15 protein-coding genes, 1 tRNA gene, 1 rRNA gene and 1 riboswitch are annotated in these 15,939 nt (G+C 58.3%); of the genes, 4 read left to right on the top strand and 13 right to left on the bottom strand.

The features are described 5' to 3' along the window. Positions 1 to 19: 19 nt before the first annotated feature. The 4 genes from moaC to ADJ74_RS05740 all read left to right on the top strand — a co-directional run bounded on the left by moaC (position 20) and on the right by ADJ74_RS05740 (position 3,192). Positions 20 to 538: a cyclic pyranopterin monophosphate synthase MoaC gene (moaC, locus tag ADJ74_RS05755; protein WP_084708995.1), complete on the top strand. Its 519-nt coding sequence runs from the start codon at positions 20 to 22 to the stop codon at positions 536 to 538. 12 nt (positions 539 to 550) lie between these two features. Beyond that, positions 551 to 681, top strand: a riboswitch (molybdenum cofactor riboswitch). Then, on the top strand, positions 675 to 1,478 hold the full coding sequence (modA, locus tag ADJ74_RS05750; protein WP_050344225.1) for a molybdate ABC transporter substrate-binding protein: 804 nt from the start codon (positions 675 to 677) through the stop codon (positions 1,476 to 1,478). (Overlaps the previous riboswitch by 7 nt.) Further along, positions 1,478 to 2,149, top strand: a complete 672-nt coding sequence (gene modB, locus ADJ74_RS05745) for a molybdate ABC transporter permease subunit (RefSeq protein ID WP_050342607.1) — start codon at positions 1,478 to 1,480, stop codon at positions 2,147 to 2,149. The genes modA and modB overlap by 1 nt, the downstream gene beginning before the upstream one ends. Continuing rightward, positions 2,146 to 3,192: a sulfate/molybdate ABC transporter ATP-binding protein gene (locus ADJ74_RS05740; RefSeq protein WP_006691232.1), complete on the top strand. Its 1,047-nt coding sequence runs from the start codon at positions 2,146 to 2,148 to the stop codon at positions 3,190 to 3,192. The genes modB and ADJ74_RS05740 overlap by 4 nt, the downstream gene beginning before the upstream one ends. 67 nt (positions 3,193 to 3,259) lie before the next feature. Here ADJ74_RS05740 and ADJ74_RS05735 read toward each other — a convergent pair whose 3' ends face one another. From ADJ74_RS05735 to rrf, 13 genes are all read right to left on the bottom strand, one after another. Next, complete coding sequence (locus ADJ74_RS05735; protein ID WP_172664516.1) at positions 3,260 to 3,940, bottom strand: ABC transporter ATP-binding protein; 681 nt, start codon at positions 3,938 to 3,940, stop codon at positions 3,260 to 3,262. Continuing rightward, complete coding sequence (locus ADJ74_RS05730) at positions 3,937 to 5,142, bottom strand: FtsX-like permease family protein (RefSeq protein WP_050342603.1); 1,206 nt, start codon at positions 5,140 to 5,142, stop codon at positions 3,937 to 3,939. The genes ADJ74_RS05735 and ADJ74_RS05730 overlap by 4 nt, the downstream gene beginning before the upstream one ends. Then, the gene (locus ADJ74_RS05725) at positions 5,139 to 5,561 is read right to left on the bottom strand and encodes a DUF4418 family protein (protein WP_050342600.1); all 423 of its coding nucleotides are present in this window, start codon (positions 5,559 to 5,561) and stop codon (positions 5,139 to 5,141) included. Before ADJ74_RS05725 ends, ADJ74_RS05730 begins: the two co-directional genes overlap by 4 nt. Before the next feature lie 96 nt (positions 5,562 to 5,657). Further along, positions 5,658 to 5,733, bottom strand: a tRNA-Gln gene (locus ADJ74_RS05720). A gap of 130 nt (positions 5,734 to 5,863) precedes the next feature. Beyond that, on the bottom strand, positions 5,864 to 6,934 hold the full coding sequence (locus ADJ74_RS05715; RefSeq protein WP_050342599.1) for an IS30 family transposase: 1,071 nt from the start codon (positions 6,932 to 6,934) through the stop codon (positions 5,864 to 5,866). Positions 6,935 to 7,024: 90 nt separating this feature from the next. Next, a complete protein-coding gene (gene scfB, locus ADJ74_RS05710; protein WP_050342597.1) occupies positions 7,025 to 8,410 on the bottom strand; it encodes a thioether cross-link-forming SCIFF peptide maturase in 1,386 nt (461 codons plus the stop codon). Positions 8,411 to 8,526: 116 nt separating this feature from the next. Then, the gene (scfA, locus tag ADJ74_RS10985) at positions 8,527 to 8,664 is read right to left on the bottom strand and encodes a six-cysteine ranthipeptide SCIFF (protein WP_006691237.1); all 138 of its coding nucleotides are present in this window, start codon (positions 8,662 to 8,664) and stop codon (positions 8,527 to 8,529) included. A gap of 70 nt (positions 8,665 to 8,734) precedes the next feature. Then, entirely contained in the window at positions 8,735 to 10,015 is a 1,281-nt protein-coding gene (gene murA, locus ADJ74_RS05705; RefSeq protein WP_050342596.1) for a UDP-N-acetylglucosamine 1-carboxyvinyltransferase, read from the bottom strand. A gap of 6 nt (positions 10,016 to 10,021) precedes the next feature. Continuing rightward, on the bottom strand, positions 10,022 to 12,094 hold the full coding sequence (locus ADJ74_RS05700) for a SpoIVB peptidase S55 domain-containing protein (protein WP_050342595.1): 2,073 nt from the start codon (positions 12,092 to 12,094) through the stop codon (positions 10,022 to 10,024). A 169-nt stretch (positions 12,095 to 12,263) separates the two neighbouring features. Next, the gene (locus tag ADJ74_RS05695) at positions 12,264 to 13,628 is read right to left on the bottom strand and encodes a methyl-accepting chemotaxis protein (protein ID WP_050342593.1); all 1,365 of its coding nucleotides are present in this window, start codon (positions 13,626 to 13,628) and stop codon (positions 12,264 to 12,266) included. Between the two features lie 341 nt (positions 13,629 to 13,969). After that, complete coding sequence (locus ADJ74_RS05690) at positions 13,970 to 15,340, bottom strand: MFS transporter (protein WP_050342591.1); 1,371 nt, start codon at positions 15,338 to 15,340, stop codon at positions 13,970 to 13,972. Positions 15,341 to 15,439: 99 nt separating this feature from the next. After that, entirely contained in the window at positions 15,440 to 15,715 is a 276-nt protein-coding gene (locus ADJ74_RS05685; RefSeq protein ID WP_050342590.1) for a hypothetical protein, read from the bottom strand. Positions 15,716 to 15,771: 56 nt separating this feature from the next. Further along, positions 15,772 to 15,888, bottom strand: a 5S ribosomal RNA gene (gene rrf, locus ADJ74_RS05680). Between the last annotated feature and the right edge of the window lie 51 nt (positions 15,889 to 15,939).

Here is a 15,939-nt window from a genome sequence, read left to right as displayed (position 1 = left end):
TTTCTACGCTGATTCCGCTATGATAAAATTATTTCAAGAAGAAAGGAGGATATCGATGCCAGAAATAGGACTGACGCATTTCGATGCGGGCGGCGCCGCCATCATGGTCGATGTCAGCGGCAAGAACAAGACACATCGCGAGGCCATCGCGAGCGGACGGATCTGCGTGAGCGAAGCGGTCTATGCGGCGATCACGGCGGGCACGGCAAAAAAGGGCGACGTCCTCGGTGTCGCGCGCATCGCCGGCATCATGGCGGCAAAGCGCACCGCGGACATGATCCCGCTCTGCCACCCGCTGCCGCTTGCCAAGTGCAGCATCGACTTCACGCTTGAGGAGGTGCCGCGTCATGCGGTATATGCTGCGGCGACGGTCAAGGTCACGGGCGAGACGGGCGTCGAGATGGAGGCGCTGCACGCCGTGAGCACGGCGCTGCTCACGATCTACGACATGTGCAAGGCGATCGACAAGCGCATGGAGATCACAGACATTCGTCTCGAGCGTAAGTCCGGCGGCAAGAGCGGCACATTCGTCCGCTGAGAAGGAGGGCAGCGCCCTCACCCTCTCCGAGCAGAGCACGTCTAAGGAAACATCTATGGCACTCTGCCTGACGCATATCGTCACAGGGTATGTCGGGAAACGGACATACCTCCCATTTGCAAAGGAGAAACATCACATGAACATCAAAAAGACACTCACCGCCCTCTTGGCGGGCACGGCTCTTCTCACCGCCGGCTGCATCGGCGGCGGCAACAGCGCGAACAAGATGGAGACGCCGCAGGAGAGCCCCATCGAGCTGCAGGTCTCTGCGGCAGCGAGCCTCACGGACGCGATGAAAGAACTCGCCACGATGTACGAGGAGAACAACAAAGAGGTTCATATCGTCTACAACTTCGGCAGCAGCGGCGCCCTACAGCAGGCGATCGAGAACGGCGGAGCCGCCGACGTATTCGTCTCCGCCGCACAGAAGCAGATGAATGCGCTCGACGAGAAGAAGCTCCTCGCGGACGGTACGCGCGTCGATCTCCTCGTCAACGACATCGTGCTGATCACGGCAAAGGACAGCAAGCTGAACCTTCCCGACTTCAAGGCAGTGCTCGACCCGCGGGTTGCGCACATCGCTCTCGGTGAGCCGAAGGGCGTTCCTGTCGGACAGTACAGCGAGGAGGTCTTTACGAAGCTCGGCATCCTCGACCAGGTCAAGGCGCGTGCCGTCTACGGCTCCGACGTACGTCAGGTGCTCGCATGGGTCGAGACGGGCGATGCGGACTGCGGCGTGGTCTATGCGACGGATGCCGCCATCTCGGACAAGGTGAAGGTCGCCGCCGTTGCCCCTGCCGACACGCATAAGCCCATCGTCTACCCCGCCGCTGTGCTGAAGGACTCCAAGAACGAGATGGCCGCGAAGGAATTCCTCGCCTTCCTCCAGACGGACAAGGCAGCCAAGGTCTTTGAGAAATACGGATTCACCGTCAAATAATGGCAGACGAAACATTCTCCCCGCTCATCATCTCCCTTGAGGTGGCGGGGCTTGCTACGGTCCTCACCTTCTTCGTCGGTATTGGGCTCGCCTACGCCGTGCTGCGTATCCGCAGCCGCCTCGCGGCGACCATTGCCGATGCTGTGATCACGCTGCCGCTCGTCCTGCCGCCGACCGTCGTTGGGTTCTTCCTCCTGCTCTTTCTCGGAAAGCGCAGTGCCATCGGGAGCGCCCTCCTCGCCATCGACCTGCCGCTTGTCTTTACGTGGCGTGCGGCGGTCATCGCAGCGGTCATCGTGAGTCTTCCGCTCATGTACCGCACGGCACGCGGCGCCTTCGAGTCACTCGACAGCAGCATGATTCATGCGGCGCAGACGCTCGGCGTCAGCAACGGGCGCATCTTTTGGCGCATCATCCTGCCGAATGCACGGCACGGCATCCTCGCAGGGCTCGTTCTCTCGTTTGCCCGTGCCCTCGGCGAGTTTGGTGCGACCATCATGTTCGCGGGCAATATCCCGGGACGCACGCAGACCATGTCCACCGCCATCTATGCGGCGGTGCAGGCGAACGACTACGACCTTGCCTTTCGCTGGGCAGTCATCATCTCCCTGTTCTCGCTCTTCTTTATCGGTGCGATGAACCTCTACCTCAAACGGGAGGTGCGTGAATGAACCTCGTCGTCAACATCGAAAAACGCCTGCGTGACTTCACGCTCTGCGCAAACTTTACGCTCACGGATACGACGCTCGCCCTGCTCGGTGCATCGGGCAGCGGCAAGAGCATGACGCTGAAGTGCATCGCGGGGCTTGAGACGCCGGATCGCGGGCAGATCATCCTCAACGGCCGCACGCTCTATGACAGCAGTGCAGGAGTCAACCTCCCGCCGCAGGAGCGCAGTGTCGGCTATCTCTTTCAGAACTACGCGCTCTTTCCGAATATGACCGTCCGAGAGAACATCATCTTTGCACTGGACGGATCACAGGAGGAAAAGGAGCGCACCCTCGCCGAGAACGTGGCGCGCTTCTCCCTCGACGGACTCGAAAGCGCCTATCCGGCAAGGCTCTCAGGCGGACAGCAGCAGCGCGTCGCCTTTGCGCGCATCCTCGCGCGCGGTGCGGATGTGCTGCTCCTCGACGAGCCGCTCTCCGCACTCGACACTCACCTCAAGTGGCAGATCGAAACCGCACTGCGCGAGATCCTCATGGGTCAGAACATCGCGGCGATCCTCGTCACGCATGACCGCGACGAGGCATTCCGCATCGCGCAGGAGATCGCGACCGTCGACCGCGGACAGCTCACGCCCCCGATGGATCGGCACGAACTCTTCCGCAGTCCCGGCACGTGTGCGGGTGCACGCCTCACAGGATGCAAGAACATCTCCGCCGCCCGCCGTCTCGACGCGGCGCATATCGAGGCGACCGACTGGGGCATCACGCTCGCGGTCACAGACGATGTGACGGATGCGCACCACATCGCCATCCGCGCACATTACTTCGTTCCCGTGCAGGAAAACGGCGAAAACGTCTTCACTGCACAGATCGCGGAGATCATCGAGAGCACCTTCAGCATGATCGTCATGCTTCGCTTCGCCGATGGTGCTCACCGCGTGCGCTGGGAGGTGGACAAGCCCGCATGGGATGCACTTCATGTGAGCGAAAACGCATCCCTGCGCATCTGCCTTCCGCCTGAAGCACTGATGCTGCTGCGGGATTAGGGGAGACAGACAAACGCATACAAAAACGCCCTTATGGTGCATCGCGCCATAAGGGCGTTTTTCTGTACTACGCAGAGCGCGTCAGCCGCCCCTCTGCCATCGTATAGCAAATATCCGCATATGATGCTGCCTCGCGCTCATGTGTGACGAGGAGGACTGCCGTGCCTGCGTCGGCGGTCTCGCGCACGAGATCAAGCACGCGCCGTGTATTCTCCGCATCGAGGTCGCCCGTCGGCTCATCAAGGAGCAGAATCTGCGGCACGCCGGCAAGGGCCCGCGCGATCATCACGCGGCGCAGCTCCCCGCCCGAAAGTTCCGACGGACAGATATGAGCGAGCGGTGCGATGCCAAGCCGCTCCATCAGAGCATCCGCATGTGCAGACACGTCCTGTTCCCTGCCATAGAGAAGCGCCGAGAGGAGGACATTCTCCCGCACTGTCAGCGCGCGAAGTGACATCAGCTGCTGCGGTACAATGCCGAGCGTACTGCTGCGCAGCTCCGCACGCGCATCCTCGGGCAGTGCGTAGAGATCCGTCTCCCCTATGAGCACCTTCCCCGTCACGGGCGGCAGGAGCCCGCCCAAGATATGCAGCAGCGTACTCTTGCCGCTGCCCGAACGCCCCATGACCGCCGTCACCGTACCGGAGGGAAGGTATAGATCCGTCTCCGCCACAGCGACAATGTACCCTTCCCGCGCACTGTCGCGCAGGAAATCCTGACTGATTTTCTCCGCCCGCAGTTCCATCATCCATCCTCCCGCAGCAGTGTGCTGACCGGCGCCGTACATACGCGCCCGACCGTCCACGCCGCCGCCAGCATCCCTGACAGTGTCGCCATGAGGAGCGTACTCACCGCCAGCAGCAGAATCGTTCCGCCGTCGGGGAGAATATAGGGGCGCATCAGCCCCGCCTTCATCAGGCCCGCGAAGGGCAGAATAATCAGTGCACCGAGTGCAACTCCTGCCGCAGCGCCCGCCGCCGAGGCAAGTGCCGCCTCCGTCAGCATCATGCGCGTCAAAAATCCGCGCGCCGCCCCCGCGATGCGCAGCATCAGATACTCGCGCCGCCGCTCGCGCGCCGACAGGTGAAAGGCGATGCCGAGAACGATGACGGCGATCCCCCAGACCACTATAACGAGCCCGCCGATCATCTCCAAGATACCGCCCAGTCCCTGCTCCACTGCGTGCACCATTCCGTGTGCAGGGCGCGCCGTAAGCGCGGGATATGCCGCATTGACCGCCTCTGCCACCCCCTCGGGCGAGAACCCGTCCGCCGTCCGTATCATCACGGCAGAGATCGCATCCTCCGTTGGAACCCCCTGAAACACATCAAAGCCCCTTTTCGCCGCATTCGCCATCATTGCACGGATCGTCTCCATATTCGTGTAAACCGCCGTATCCATTCCCGTTCCCGTCGGCGTGAGCCGTCCCACAACGCGGCAGGGCAGATCGTAGAACGTCAGCATCCCATCCGCAGGCACGGAAATGCCGCTGCCGACGAGAATATCGCCATAGCCGACCGTACCGCCATAGCTCTCGCGGATCCACGGCTGAATGGTCTGATCCGAGGCGGGATCAAAGCCGATCAGCTGCACCGCTGCGGAGCAGCAGCCCGCATGTGCCGAGGCAAGGAAGAACTGCGGCGTCGCATGCGCCACCCCCGCCATGCTGCGCAGATCGGAGAGATAGTGCTCCTCCATGTAGAACTGCGCAGGAATGCCCTGCACGAGCACCCCTTCCAGCGATCCCGCTCCCTCTGCCGCCTTCGGCAGGACAATGACATCTGCACCGAGCCGCTGCTGAAACTGAATCAGCCCCCCCTGGAGCCCGAGCAGCATCTCCGAGCCGCCGAAGATCACGAGGGCAAGAATCCCCGTCAGCACAGCAAGCGTCGCGGAGCGTGCCATATTCCTGCGGCAGGTGCGCAGGGCAAGTGCTTCACTGAACTTCACTCATTCTCCCCCTTTCGATGCTGCCACAGATACAGAGCAGAAAGGATGATGTTCAGCACGGCAATCACGCTGACCGACGGCTGCATTAACGTATGACACCGCATGGTCTCCATCATGCAGAGCGGAATAAGATGTCCCGGAAGACAGATCACCAGCACAGCGAGAGGAATCATCGCAATGGCCAGCCCTGTCTTTGCTCCTGAGCGCAGCGGCACAAGATGCAGGAGGGACAGGATGAGCATAACGGCAGCAAGCCCCGTCAGCGCCTCCCCTGCCCAATGACAAGTCATCCACGTTCCATCCTCATGCGGTGCACATGGTGCAAAAGTCGTCTGTATGCCAATGAAAAATATCGCATTCAGCACAATCTGCAGAAGCGGACACACGCCGATTCCCTTTTTCTCGCTGCTCATGATCATTCTCCTTATCTGCCATTTTTATCTATCCTACCAGAGATGATAAAAATTTTCAATAAAAAAAGAACTGCCCCTCAGGGCAGCTCCTCAAAATTCAAATGGCAGGGGTAGCTGGACTCGAACCAACGCATGCGGGATTCAGAATCCCGTGCCTTACCAACTTGGCGATACCCCTATCGCTCTCTCAGCAACATAGCGAATTATAGCGGAAGATGAAAACATTGTCAAGAAATTTTTTTCTGCTCCTCCTCTGCCGGCAAATTGCAAGTTTAATTGTCGCAAGGTCTCGTTAAACTTTTAGCGAGTTATATCATCGCAGCATACATATCATTTGCTGACTTATATCCGAAAATCTTGCGCGGATAGTTGTTAACCCAATCTTCGATCCGCTGCAGTTCCTTCGGCTTCAATTTGCTGAAGTCCGTTCCCTTGGGAAGAAACCTGCGCAGCATCCGATTTCCGTTTTCGTTGCTTCCACGCTCCCAGCTGCTGTATGGATGCGCGTAATATACCTCGCCGCATTTGGCGGCACGCTTCATTCCTTCGCCATCCAAAAACTCTGACCCGTTGTCCGCCGTGATACTCTTGAATACGTGCGTAAAGTCTCCTTTGACGCGCCGCTGCAACCGACGAAGTGCTTGCAGTACTTCTTTTTGGCTCTTGTTCTTTATCAGAACATAGAGTGATTTCCTCGTCTGCCGTTCGACCAATGTTAAAATCACCGGCTTTGTCCCTTTGCGACCGACGACCAAGTCAATCTCCCAATGTCCGAACTCCTCTCTCCGATTCACCGGCTCAGGGCGCTCGTCGATGCTTTTCCCGTCCCGGTTATTCCACGCAACGCCGTGCCTGCTGTTTTCTGTCCGTTTGTCTCGATTCTTTTTGTAGAGGAGGTCGTCGTTTGTGAGTTCGAGAAACAGCTGCTGATCGATATAGTTATACAGGGTCTTGACACAAATGCGGACATCATAGCTCCAGCCGCGTTGACAGAGCTCACCGATAACTGCCGCAGGAGACCATTTTTCTGTTTTGATCTTATGTTCAATGTGTCGAGCAAGCGCGTGGTCTTTATCGATTTTCAGCCCCCGCCCTTTACGAGCAGCGTTTTCCTCGTGTCGTCTTTGTGCTACATCGGCAAGATACACCCACTGCACCTGCAGGTCTCCGCAGGTCTTGATATTCTTTGTCGCAGGTTTGAGCTGTGCTGTCATTCCAAGACGCCGCTCCCGCTCAATCGTACGCTTGGAGCAGCCAATGTATGCGGCGATTTCCTGCGGCTTCAACCCGGCCTGGAAATAGGCTTCAATTTTGTACCGATCCCGCTCCGTCAGCTGTTTCCATTTCCCTGTTTTTGTAGTACAATGATTCTGTTCCATTTTGCAGTCTCACTTTCAGTTTCTTTTTGTGTTGTGACTAAAAGTTTAACTGAACCGTTTGCAAAATGGAACTTTTTGCGTCAATTTATTTTACAACTTACGCTGCTCCTCCTCTGCCTCTTCCTTCTCCAGGGCAAGCACCGCCTGCACGAGAATCGCACACTCCAGACGCTTCTTCTGAATCGCGCAGCCGACCTCGTAGGGATGGCGAATGTCCCCATGAAAGAGATCGGCGTTGGCATGACAGCCGCCGCTGCAGTAGAACCGTGCCCAGCAGTCGCGGCAGAGCGGCTTGTTCAGCACATGTGAGTTGCGGAAGTACGTCGGCAGCTCCATGCTCTCAACGCCCGTAAAGACCGAGCCGAGGCGATAGCCCTCACGCCCCACGAACTGATGGCACGGGTAGAGATCGCCATTCTCTGCGACGGCGTAGTACTCATGCCCCGCACCGCAGCCCGCGAGGCGCTTGGCGACGCACGGTCCATGGTTGAGATCCATGTTGAAGTGGAAGAAGAAGAACCCCTTCCCCGCACGCACGCGGTCGAGATAGGTCTGCGTCAGGCGGTCATACTCCGCATAGATGCGCGGCAGATCCTCCTCTGTAAAGCCAAGCGGACTGTCCTTCAGCACGACCGGCTCCATCGAGAGGATGTCAAAGCCCGCTGCATTCATGGCGAGCACATCCTTCGTAAAGTCGAGATTCTCGTGCGTATACGTCCCGCGCAGGTAGTAGTCGTTGCCGCCGCGCGCATCGACGAGCTTCTTAAAATTCCGCATGACCACATCGTACGTTCCATGTCCGCCCGCATCGGGACGCATCGCATCGTGCACCTCGCGCCGTCCATCCGCCGAGAGCACGACGGAGATATGGTTGTCGTTCAGCCATGCGATATTCTTGTCGGAGAGCAGCATCCCGTTCGTCGTGAGCGTCAGTTTGAACTCCTTGCCCGTCTCCTGCTCACGCTGACGCACATACTCCGTTACCGCCTTCACCGTGCTCAGATTCATCAGCGGCTCGCCGCCGAAGAAATCAATCTCACAGTGCTTGCGCGGACCACAGCCGTCAATGATGAAATCGACCGCCGCACGCCCCACCTCAGGCGACATCACTGCGCGCTGCCCACCATAGCTGCCGCCATCGCCGAAACAGTACTTGCAGCGCAGATTGCAGTCCTGTGCCACCATCAGGCACAGGGATTTCACCAATCCGCGCGACTTGAAGGTCGGCGGCACGTCAATATTGGGGGCAAAGAGCGCCCCTGCCGCCATCAGCTCATGCAGCTCGCCGCACGCCTCGCGCAGATCTCCCTCAGGATAACGCCCCCTGAGACGTGCCACGACCGCCTCATCGTTCGTCCCGTCGAAATCATCCATCATATCGTAAATCATCTCGTCGATCACGTGAACCGCGCCGCTGTTCACATCGACGAGGATGTGCATGCCGTTCTGCTTGAACTTATGCGTTCGGACTTTCATTTGTTCTCCTTCATAACCACTCTTGGAAATGTAATACGCTTAAGCAAACCTTAGTGGAGCAACACATAGAAAAAGCCCCTCTCGCAAACGAGAAGGGCTGTGCCGATTTCCCCGTCTTACTTCGCGCAGGGCTGATTGCCCACCGTGCAGGAAGTCTTGCAGGCAGACTGGCAGGATGCCTGGCATTCGCCGCAGCCGCCCGTGTAGAGCGTGGACTGCATCGTCGGCTTGTTGACCGTCTTGATGTGCTTCATCCTTCATACCTCCTCAATCCATCGTTCTGAATTTATTCTATCGCATCATTCTTTATTATGCAAGCAATTTTTACACGCCTGCCCATTCCGCATCCACGCGCTGAATATCTGCACCGAGTGCCACGAGCTTCGCCACAAGATCATCATACCCGCGGTCGATGTGATGGATATAGCCGACACGCGTCTCATCCGACGCGACCAGTCCCGCAAGCACCATCGCCGCACCTGCACGCAGATCCGTCGCACGCACCGGTGCACCGCTGAGCGACGTGCCGCCCTCAACCGTTGCTGTCCGTCCGTCCACACGGATCCGTGCACCCATGCGCACAAGCTCATCGACGTGCATAAAACGGTTTTCAAACACCGTCTCCGTCACGACGCTCGTCCCCTCGGCAACGGCGAGCATCGCCATGAACTGCGCCTGCATATCCGTTGGGAATCCCGGATACGGCATCGTCTTGAGATCAATCGCCTTCATCGGGCAGTCAGCAAAAACGCGTACGCCTGCAATATCCTCCTCGATCTGTGCGCCCGCTTCCTTTAGCTTCGCAATGACTGGCTTCAGATGCTCGCTAATCGCGTTCTCGATGAACACATCACCACGCGTCATTGCCGCCGCAACCATATAGGTCCCCGCCTCGATACGGTCAGGGATAATCGTATAGGCTGCCGCGCGCAGCTCCGGCACGCCATCGATCTTGATGCGGTTCGTCCCCGCACCGCGGATGCGCGCCCCCATCACATTGAGATAGTTTGCGAGATCGACGATCTCCGGCTCGAGCGCAGGATTTTCGAGAATCGTCTGCCCTTCGGCACAGGAAGCCGCCATCATCACATTCTCCGTCGCCCCGACACTCGGAAAGTCGAAGTAGATGCGAGCCCCCTTCAGCCCATGCGGCGCACGCGCGTGAATGTCGCCCTGCGTGATCTCGATCTCCGCCCCGAGCGCCTCAAAGCCCTTGAGATGCAGATCGATCGGACGTGTCCCAATGGCACAGCCGCCCGGCAGCGAGATCTCTGCGTGCCCCTCGCGTGCGAGCAAGGGGCCCATGATGAGAAATGACGCGCGCATCTTGCGGACGAGGTCGTAGGGGGCTGCGACCGTCGCAATATGTGATGCATCAATGACCAGACGATGCTCCGATACCGTGTAGTCCGCCGTCACGCCAAGGGCACGCAGCACCGCCGTAATCGTATAGACATCTTCGAGTGCAGGCACCTCATCCAGCACACTTTTTCCGTTTGTACCGAGTAATGCCGCCGCAATGATGGGCAGCACCGCATTCTTCGCCCCGCCGATCTTCACATGGCCGCGCAGGGGATGCCCTCCATGAATGACCAGTTGTTCCATTCGTCCTTATTCCTCAACCTTCAGCGTCGCGTGGATCACGTTCTCGATCACATACGGCGCATAGAATTTCTCGCGTTCATCCTTCTTCTTCGGATCGCCGAGCAGCGTCACGCGTTTCGGCTCCTCGCGCTCTGCCGCGCGTGCCGACGCCTTTGCCGCCGCGCGCATGCGCTTCTTCATTTCCTTCTCCGAGGACGGTGCAGGGGCAGCTCCGGGCGCGATGATAATCTCGTTGTTCTGTCCCTGGTCGGCAAGCTCACGCAGCTTATCTGCCGTCGACTTGAACTTCTCCTCGTCGTCGGGGATCTCGAGCCCCGCCTGCGCGAGGAGTGCCAAGGGGTTCACGGGGACAAAGCCGCCGCCGCGAATATCGAGGTTCAGTGTCCCCGCCGGCTGCGCCTTCGGCACGCGATAGGGGATCGACAGCGTCTCCTCCGGCTTGCGATAGGGGCGAATCTTCGTCTTGAACGTCACCGTGTCGCCCGGCTTTACCACCAGCTTATCCGGCACCGCCGAGACCAGAACGGCCGTCTGACGTCCGCCCGTGAGCTCCACATCCACATCGAGATCGAGAATATCGGACTCCTCCTGCGGATTCGTCACGATCATATTCATCGCCTGCAGCAGCTCGGTCACGGCGACCTGCCCGACATCCGCCGCGCTGTAGTACATATTGCGCCGCTCAAAGGCCCCGCTGTCCACGGCGTTCGTACGGATGGCAAAGCGGATGCGCGCCGTGCTGCTGCCAAGGGAATCCGACACGCGGCTCATCGCCGCATAGGCAATACTACCCGAAAGCACGGGCAGGAAATCCTCATCGTAGGCAATCTGCGCACCGAAGGTCTCCTCCGTGCCAAGCGCGTCGTCCTTCACGTGAATGCGAATGGGAACAGCGGTGGGAAACGTCCCAAGGATCCCCGCAACGCCCGTCTCACGATCCTGATTGATGCGCCCGATCACACTGCCGATGTTCGCGATCTTCACGCCGTTGCTCTGTCCTGCAATCGTCCCGACCACATCGGCATCCGTCATGAAGTAGTTCACGTTTCCCTTGTGCATAAAGGAGTGACCGAATGCCAGCACCTTCTTGCCGTCCACCGCCGTCACCGTTCCCGTCGCGCCGATGCTGAAGTCGCCGTAGACAATGGCGACCCCGACGGGCTGACCGCCTGCAAGAGAGGCATCATAGCGCGTGGGAAGGGGCGTATTTGCACTGACCGTTCCCAGCGGAAGGAACGTACTGCCTGCAGGCATATTGTTCTCTAGATAGCGCAGCCCCGCCGATCCAAATCCGCTCACGAAGAAGGTGGACTTCTCCTCGGCAGCATGCACATTCTCTTTCTTAGCTGCAGGAGATGATGTGACGGGATCGGTCGACGTTTGCTCACCTTTGTCCGCACTCTGCACAGCATCAGCGGTCGCGTCATGCGTGTCGTCCGCAGCCTTCTGCGCCTCTGACGCACCTGCACCGCTCACAGATGTTTCCTCTGTCTTCTCTCCGCGCAGGGCGGCGAGTGTATCACGCCACTCCGCCTCACGCTCGGCGTGTGTCATCTTGCCGACTTTCTTCTTGCGCTCGCGCAGCTCGTCCTTTTCCTTTGCCTTCTTGCGCTCCTCAACGGCGCGCACGACATCCACCGTGTCGATGCGCGTCTTATTCTTCGTGTCGGGCATCGACCAAAGCGGAATCATGTCCTCGATCGGCGTGATGAAAAAGGTATAGGGGCTGAGATCCTTCAGCCCCGCTGCAAGCGCTCCTACGAGACGACCGTCTACATAGATCGGACTGCCGCTCATCCCCTGCAGGACACCGCCGACGTGCTCGATGAAATTGCCGCTCGTCCGCGCCATAATCATCCGCTGAGAGCCCTTGCCGCCCTCCATCTGACCGACGATCTCCACGGGGAATGTGCGCACCTCGCCCGTCGTATCGAGCACGGTATACGCCGTTCCCTGCATCCCCTCCGTCACCTCATTGTACGGGAGAATCGGAGGCATCGCAAAGGACGGCGGTGCGTAGAATTGTACCGCCAGCGCAAAAAGAGATGCCGCCGCAAGGCGCTTCCAGTTATATCGCAAAATGTCACCTCAAAATATAATACCCTCATGTTATCTGCCCTATTGTAGCATACACAGGGAGATTTCGCTAGTGTTTTCGCGTGCATCCACAGCAGGACTGCTCACAATAGAAAAGAGCCGCTGCACGAAGACCGAACCATCTTCGTGCCGCAGCTCTCTTTCATACATCTTATAGTTTGAAGCGCTCCACCTCGCACTGGAGATCGGTCGCGATCTCTGCGAGCCCCTCGCTCGCCTTCGCGATATCCTCAAGCGCATTCGACTGTGTCTCCACGGACGCGCTGCCCTCTTCGGTTGTCGCAGCATTCTCCTCGGCGAGTGCGGATAGGTTCTGCACCACATCCGAGATGGATGCGTGCTTCTCGCCCATCGTCTTCGCTGATGTGTTCAGCTTCTTGACGACCTCGCCCGTCTCCTCGACCGTCTCAGAGATACGGTCGAAGCACTCCTTCGTGCTCTCAAGCCCCTGATGCGACTCCGATGCGAGCTTCGTCGATACGTGCATCGTATCCACCGCCTGCTGGCTCTTCGTCTTCAGCTCGTGGATGATGCCGCAGATGTCGTCCGTAAAGCTCGAGCTCTGCTCCGCGAGCTTGCGGATCTCCTCCGCCACGACGGTGAACCCGCGCCCGGCCTCACCCGCACGCGCCGCCTCGATGGCAGCGTTGAGCGCGAGGAGGTTCGTCTGGTTGGCGATGCTCTTGATCATCATACTGGACTCGTCGATCTTGTCCGCGCCCTGATTCGTCTCCTCGACAACCTTGGCGACTTCCTCTGTCGCCTTGAACATCTCCTCGGCGCGGCCAAGCAGATCGTTTAGGATCTCCGAGCCCTCCGCCTTGCGGTCACTGATCTTCTGTGTCGTCTCGTTGAGGACATTGACGATATGCTCCGTCTCCTGCTCGATGCGCAGCACTTCACTGAGATGATCGGCGGCCTTCTGCGTATCCTCCGCCTGACTCGTCGCGCCCTCAGCGATGTTCTGGATCGCCTTCGAGACCTCCTCAGAGCTATGCGCCGTCGTCTGCGTTCTCGCCGTCAGCTCCTCGCTCGTCGCTGCCACGGATTCCGACGAGGCGTTGATCTTGCCCATCGTTGCGCGCAGATTGTTTGCGAGCTCGGCGAGATCCCCCGTCATCGCTCCGATCTCATCCTCTCTGCCGAGATAGCCGCGTGCACGTACATTCGCGGGGTTATCTGCACGCAGATCGAGGCGGGCAAAGTTCTCCACCACGCCCTGCAAATCGCTCATCGGCGTCGAGATCCGCTTCGTGACAAAGGAGATCAGTGCCGCCAGAGGCAGGAGAATACCGATAATGCCAACGGCGACGAGGATATAGATCATGTGGCGTGCCACGGCGGTGAACACGTCATAGTTCGTCGCTGAGCCGATGCCCCACTGCGCCGTAACGCCGTCAAAGGAAATCGGTGCATACATGCTGGAGGAGTCCTTGCGGATCGTGAAGGGATGCTCTGCCGTGCTCTTAAAGACATCCTCGCCCTTAATGCCCGACAGCTCATAGAGATTCTTCATCACCACGCTGTCATCCCGGCCCTGGGCGACGCTTCATGACTCCGTTCCCGCTGGCATAAATACCCCCTCTTTCCTTAAGTAAGCACGGATAAATTCAGCACCGCCATCTGACGGACTTCATTTTATCAGCAATTCCTTAGCTCCCCAAAACAAATGCGTACCATACCGGTACGCATTTGTTTCAGACGCTCCATCGTCAAACAAAATCTCTCGGTAAGAAGCAGCCGTGTTGCTTCTTTTGTCCTGCAAGTATACCACAGAGAATTTCATTCGGAAAGGATTTTTACTATAAATTTTTAACCTGTCTGACTAATTTTTCATACAAGTCTAACGATGTTTCTCTATTCGTTGCGCAGTGCCGAGGACTCAGCAGCGCCGAGCGTCTGCTCCAGCTCCTCGAGCGTCTGCTGCTTGCTCTCACGTCCGAGAAGGAGCACCGTCCCCGCGATAACGACAAAGACCGCCGCGAACATCATAAAAATGCCGCTCATCGGAAATGCATTGGCGAGCATCACGCCGACGAGCATCGGCGCAATCATTCCGCCGATACGGCCGAATCCTGCCGCCCAGCCGCTGCCAAGCGCGCGCATCGCCGTTGGGTACTGCTCGGGTGTATAGGTATAGATGACGCCCCACGCGCCGAGATTGAAGAAGCTCATCGCCGCGCCCCAACCAAGGAGGGCAGTGACATCACCTGCATTGCCGAAGAAATAGCTGCATACGCCGCTGAGAAGGAGGAAGAGCCCGAGCGTATAGCGGCGGCCGATCACATCCACGAGGTAGGCTGCCGCATAGTAGCCCGGCAGCTGAGCGACCGTCATAATGAGGACATACTCGAACGTCTTGACAATGGCAAAGCCCTGCGCATAGACCATCGACGGCAGCCACATAAAGATCCCGTAGTAGCTGAACACAATACCGAACCATGCGAGCCAGAGCATCACCGTGCGGCGGCGCATTCCCTTCGCCCAGAGCGCAGAAAATCCCGGTGTCTCCACCTGCTCCGCCTGCATACGGTGCGGGGCAAGCTGATCGAGGAAGGGACGCTCCGGCATATGGAGCTGGCGCTCGATATCGCGTACAATCGCCTTCGCCTCGTCCACACGCCCCTTGGCAAGGAGATAACGGATCGACTCCGGCATGTGCAGGCGCAGGAGGAACACATAGAGCGCGGGCAGGGCACCGATAAAGAACGCCGCCTGCCAGCCAAAGACAGGGATGAGAAGATAGGCGATGCATGCCGCCGCAAGCCAGCCAAGCCCCCAGAAGCTCTCAAGGAGCACAATGAAGCGTCCGCGCAGGCGTGCCGGTGCATACTCGCTCATCAGCGTCGCTGCGACGGGCAGCTCTCCGCCCAGGCCGAAGCCGACAAGGAAGCGGAACACAAGCAGCGACTCATAGCTCCACGCAACGGCACAGAGCCCCGTTGAGATGCTATAGAGGAGAACCGTGATCGTAAACACCCGCTTGCGGCCGATGCGGTCGGCAATCATCCCCGCGAGCACCGCTCCAAGCGCCATGCCGATCAGCCCAATCGAGCCGATCCATCCCACCTGTGCCGGCGTGAGACTCCACTCGCGCGCCAGTACCGGCAGGACGAAAGCGATCAGCCCCGTGTCCATCGCATCAAACAGCCAGCCAAGCCCCGTGACAACAAGCAGCTTGTACTGGAATCTGCCGAGCGGCAGATTTTCCAGACGATCCAGAATCATGAAAGTACCTCCCGAAGAAATCATGGATTTCTTTCACTGCATTGAAAAAGATAGCTGGCACATATTATAGTCAAAGTATACTGACGATACAAGGATATTTTAGGATTTTTCCTCAGAATCTTCCTTTTTTCCGCTCATAAAAACACCGTAGCCCGCTGCGCCGAACCCAATGCCGACAAAGAGATAAGCGACCGTGCTGTAAACAACATCCTTTTTGTTATTGGCGGAAATCGCCGCCGCCGCTTCCTGAGCATTCGAGGCTTCCCGTGCCAGCTCCAGGTTCTCAGCCATCGGGTCGGGGGAGAGATGCAGCAGCAGCAATCCGATGCCAAGGGAAATCAGCCCAAACAGAATTACTGCGAGTTTTTTCTTCATCATATACCTCCATATATAGCAAAAGGGACTCGTGAATCATCACGAATCCCTCGTTCTTGCGGCAACTACCTACTCTCCCACGTCGTCTCCAACGAAGTACCCTCGGCCTGTGGACGCTTAACTACTGTGTTCGGAATGGGAACAGGTGGAACCGTCCAGGCATCATCACCGCATCTTGTTGAATGAGTCTTGCTCACTCAAAACTTCACAGAAGAAACTTCCTT

Origin of the sequence: Selenomonas sp. oral taxon 478, assembly GCF_001189555.1 — a bacterium.
Classification (GTDB): Bacteria; Bacillota; Negativicutes; order Selenomonadales; family Selenomonadaceae; genus Centipeda; species Centipeda felix.
The sequence above is the reverse complement of the archived record's forward strand: the minus strand, read 5'-3'. Positions and strand labels throughout refer to the sequence as shown.

Coding starts and splice junctions, on each gene's coding strand:
- moaC (WP_084708995.1), top strand. CDS start 20: ATGATAAAATTATTTCAAGAAGAAAGGAGGATATCGATGCCAGAAATA.
- modA (WP_050344225.1), top strand. CDS start 675: ATGAACATCAAAAAGACACTCACCGCCCTCTTGGCGGGCACGGCTCTT.
- modB (WP_050342607.1), top strand. CDS start 1,478: ATGGCAGACGAAACATTCTCCCCGCTCATCATCTCCCTTGAGGTGGCG.
- ADJ74_RS05740 (WP_006691232.1), top strand. CDS start 2,146: ATGAACCTCGTCGTCAACATCGAAAAACGCCTGCGTGACTTCACGCTC.
- ADJ74_RS05735 (WP_172664516.1), bottom strand. CDS start 3,940: ATGATGGAACTGCGGGCGGAGAAAATCAGTCAGGATTTCCTGCGCGAC.
- ADJ74_RS05725 (WP_050342600.1), bottom strand. CDS start 5,561: ATGATCATGAGCAGCGAGAAAAAGGGAATCGGCGTGTGTCCGCTTCTG.
- ADJ74_RS05715 (WP_050342599.1), bottom strand. CDS start 6,934: ATGGAACAGAATCATTGTACTACAAAAACAGGGAAATGGAAACAGCTG.
- scfB (WP_050342597.1), bottom strand. CDS start 8,410: ATGAAAGTCCGAACGCATAAGTTCAAGCAGAACGGCATGCACATCCTC.
- scfA (WP_006691237.1), bottom strand. CDS start 8,664: ATGAAGCACATCAAGACGGTCAACAAGCCGACGATGCAGTCCACGCTC.
- murA (WP_050342596.1), bottom strand. CDS start 10,015: ATGGAACAACTGGTCATTCATGGAGGGCATCCCCTGCGCGGCCATGTG.
- ADJ74_RS05695 (WP_050342593.1), bottom strand. CDS start 13,628: ATGAAGAATCTCTATGAGCTGTCGGGCATTAAGGGCGAGGATGTCTTT.
- ADJ74_RS05690 (WP_050342591.1), bottom strand. CDS start 15,340: ATGATTCTGGATCGTCTGGAAAATCTGCCGCTCGGCAGATTCCAGTAC.
- ADJ74_RS05685 (WP_050342590.1), bottom strand. CDS start 15,715: ATGAAGAAAAAACTCGCAGTAATTCTGTTTGGGCTGATTTCCCTTGGC.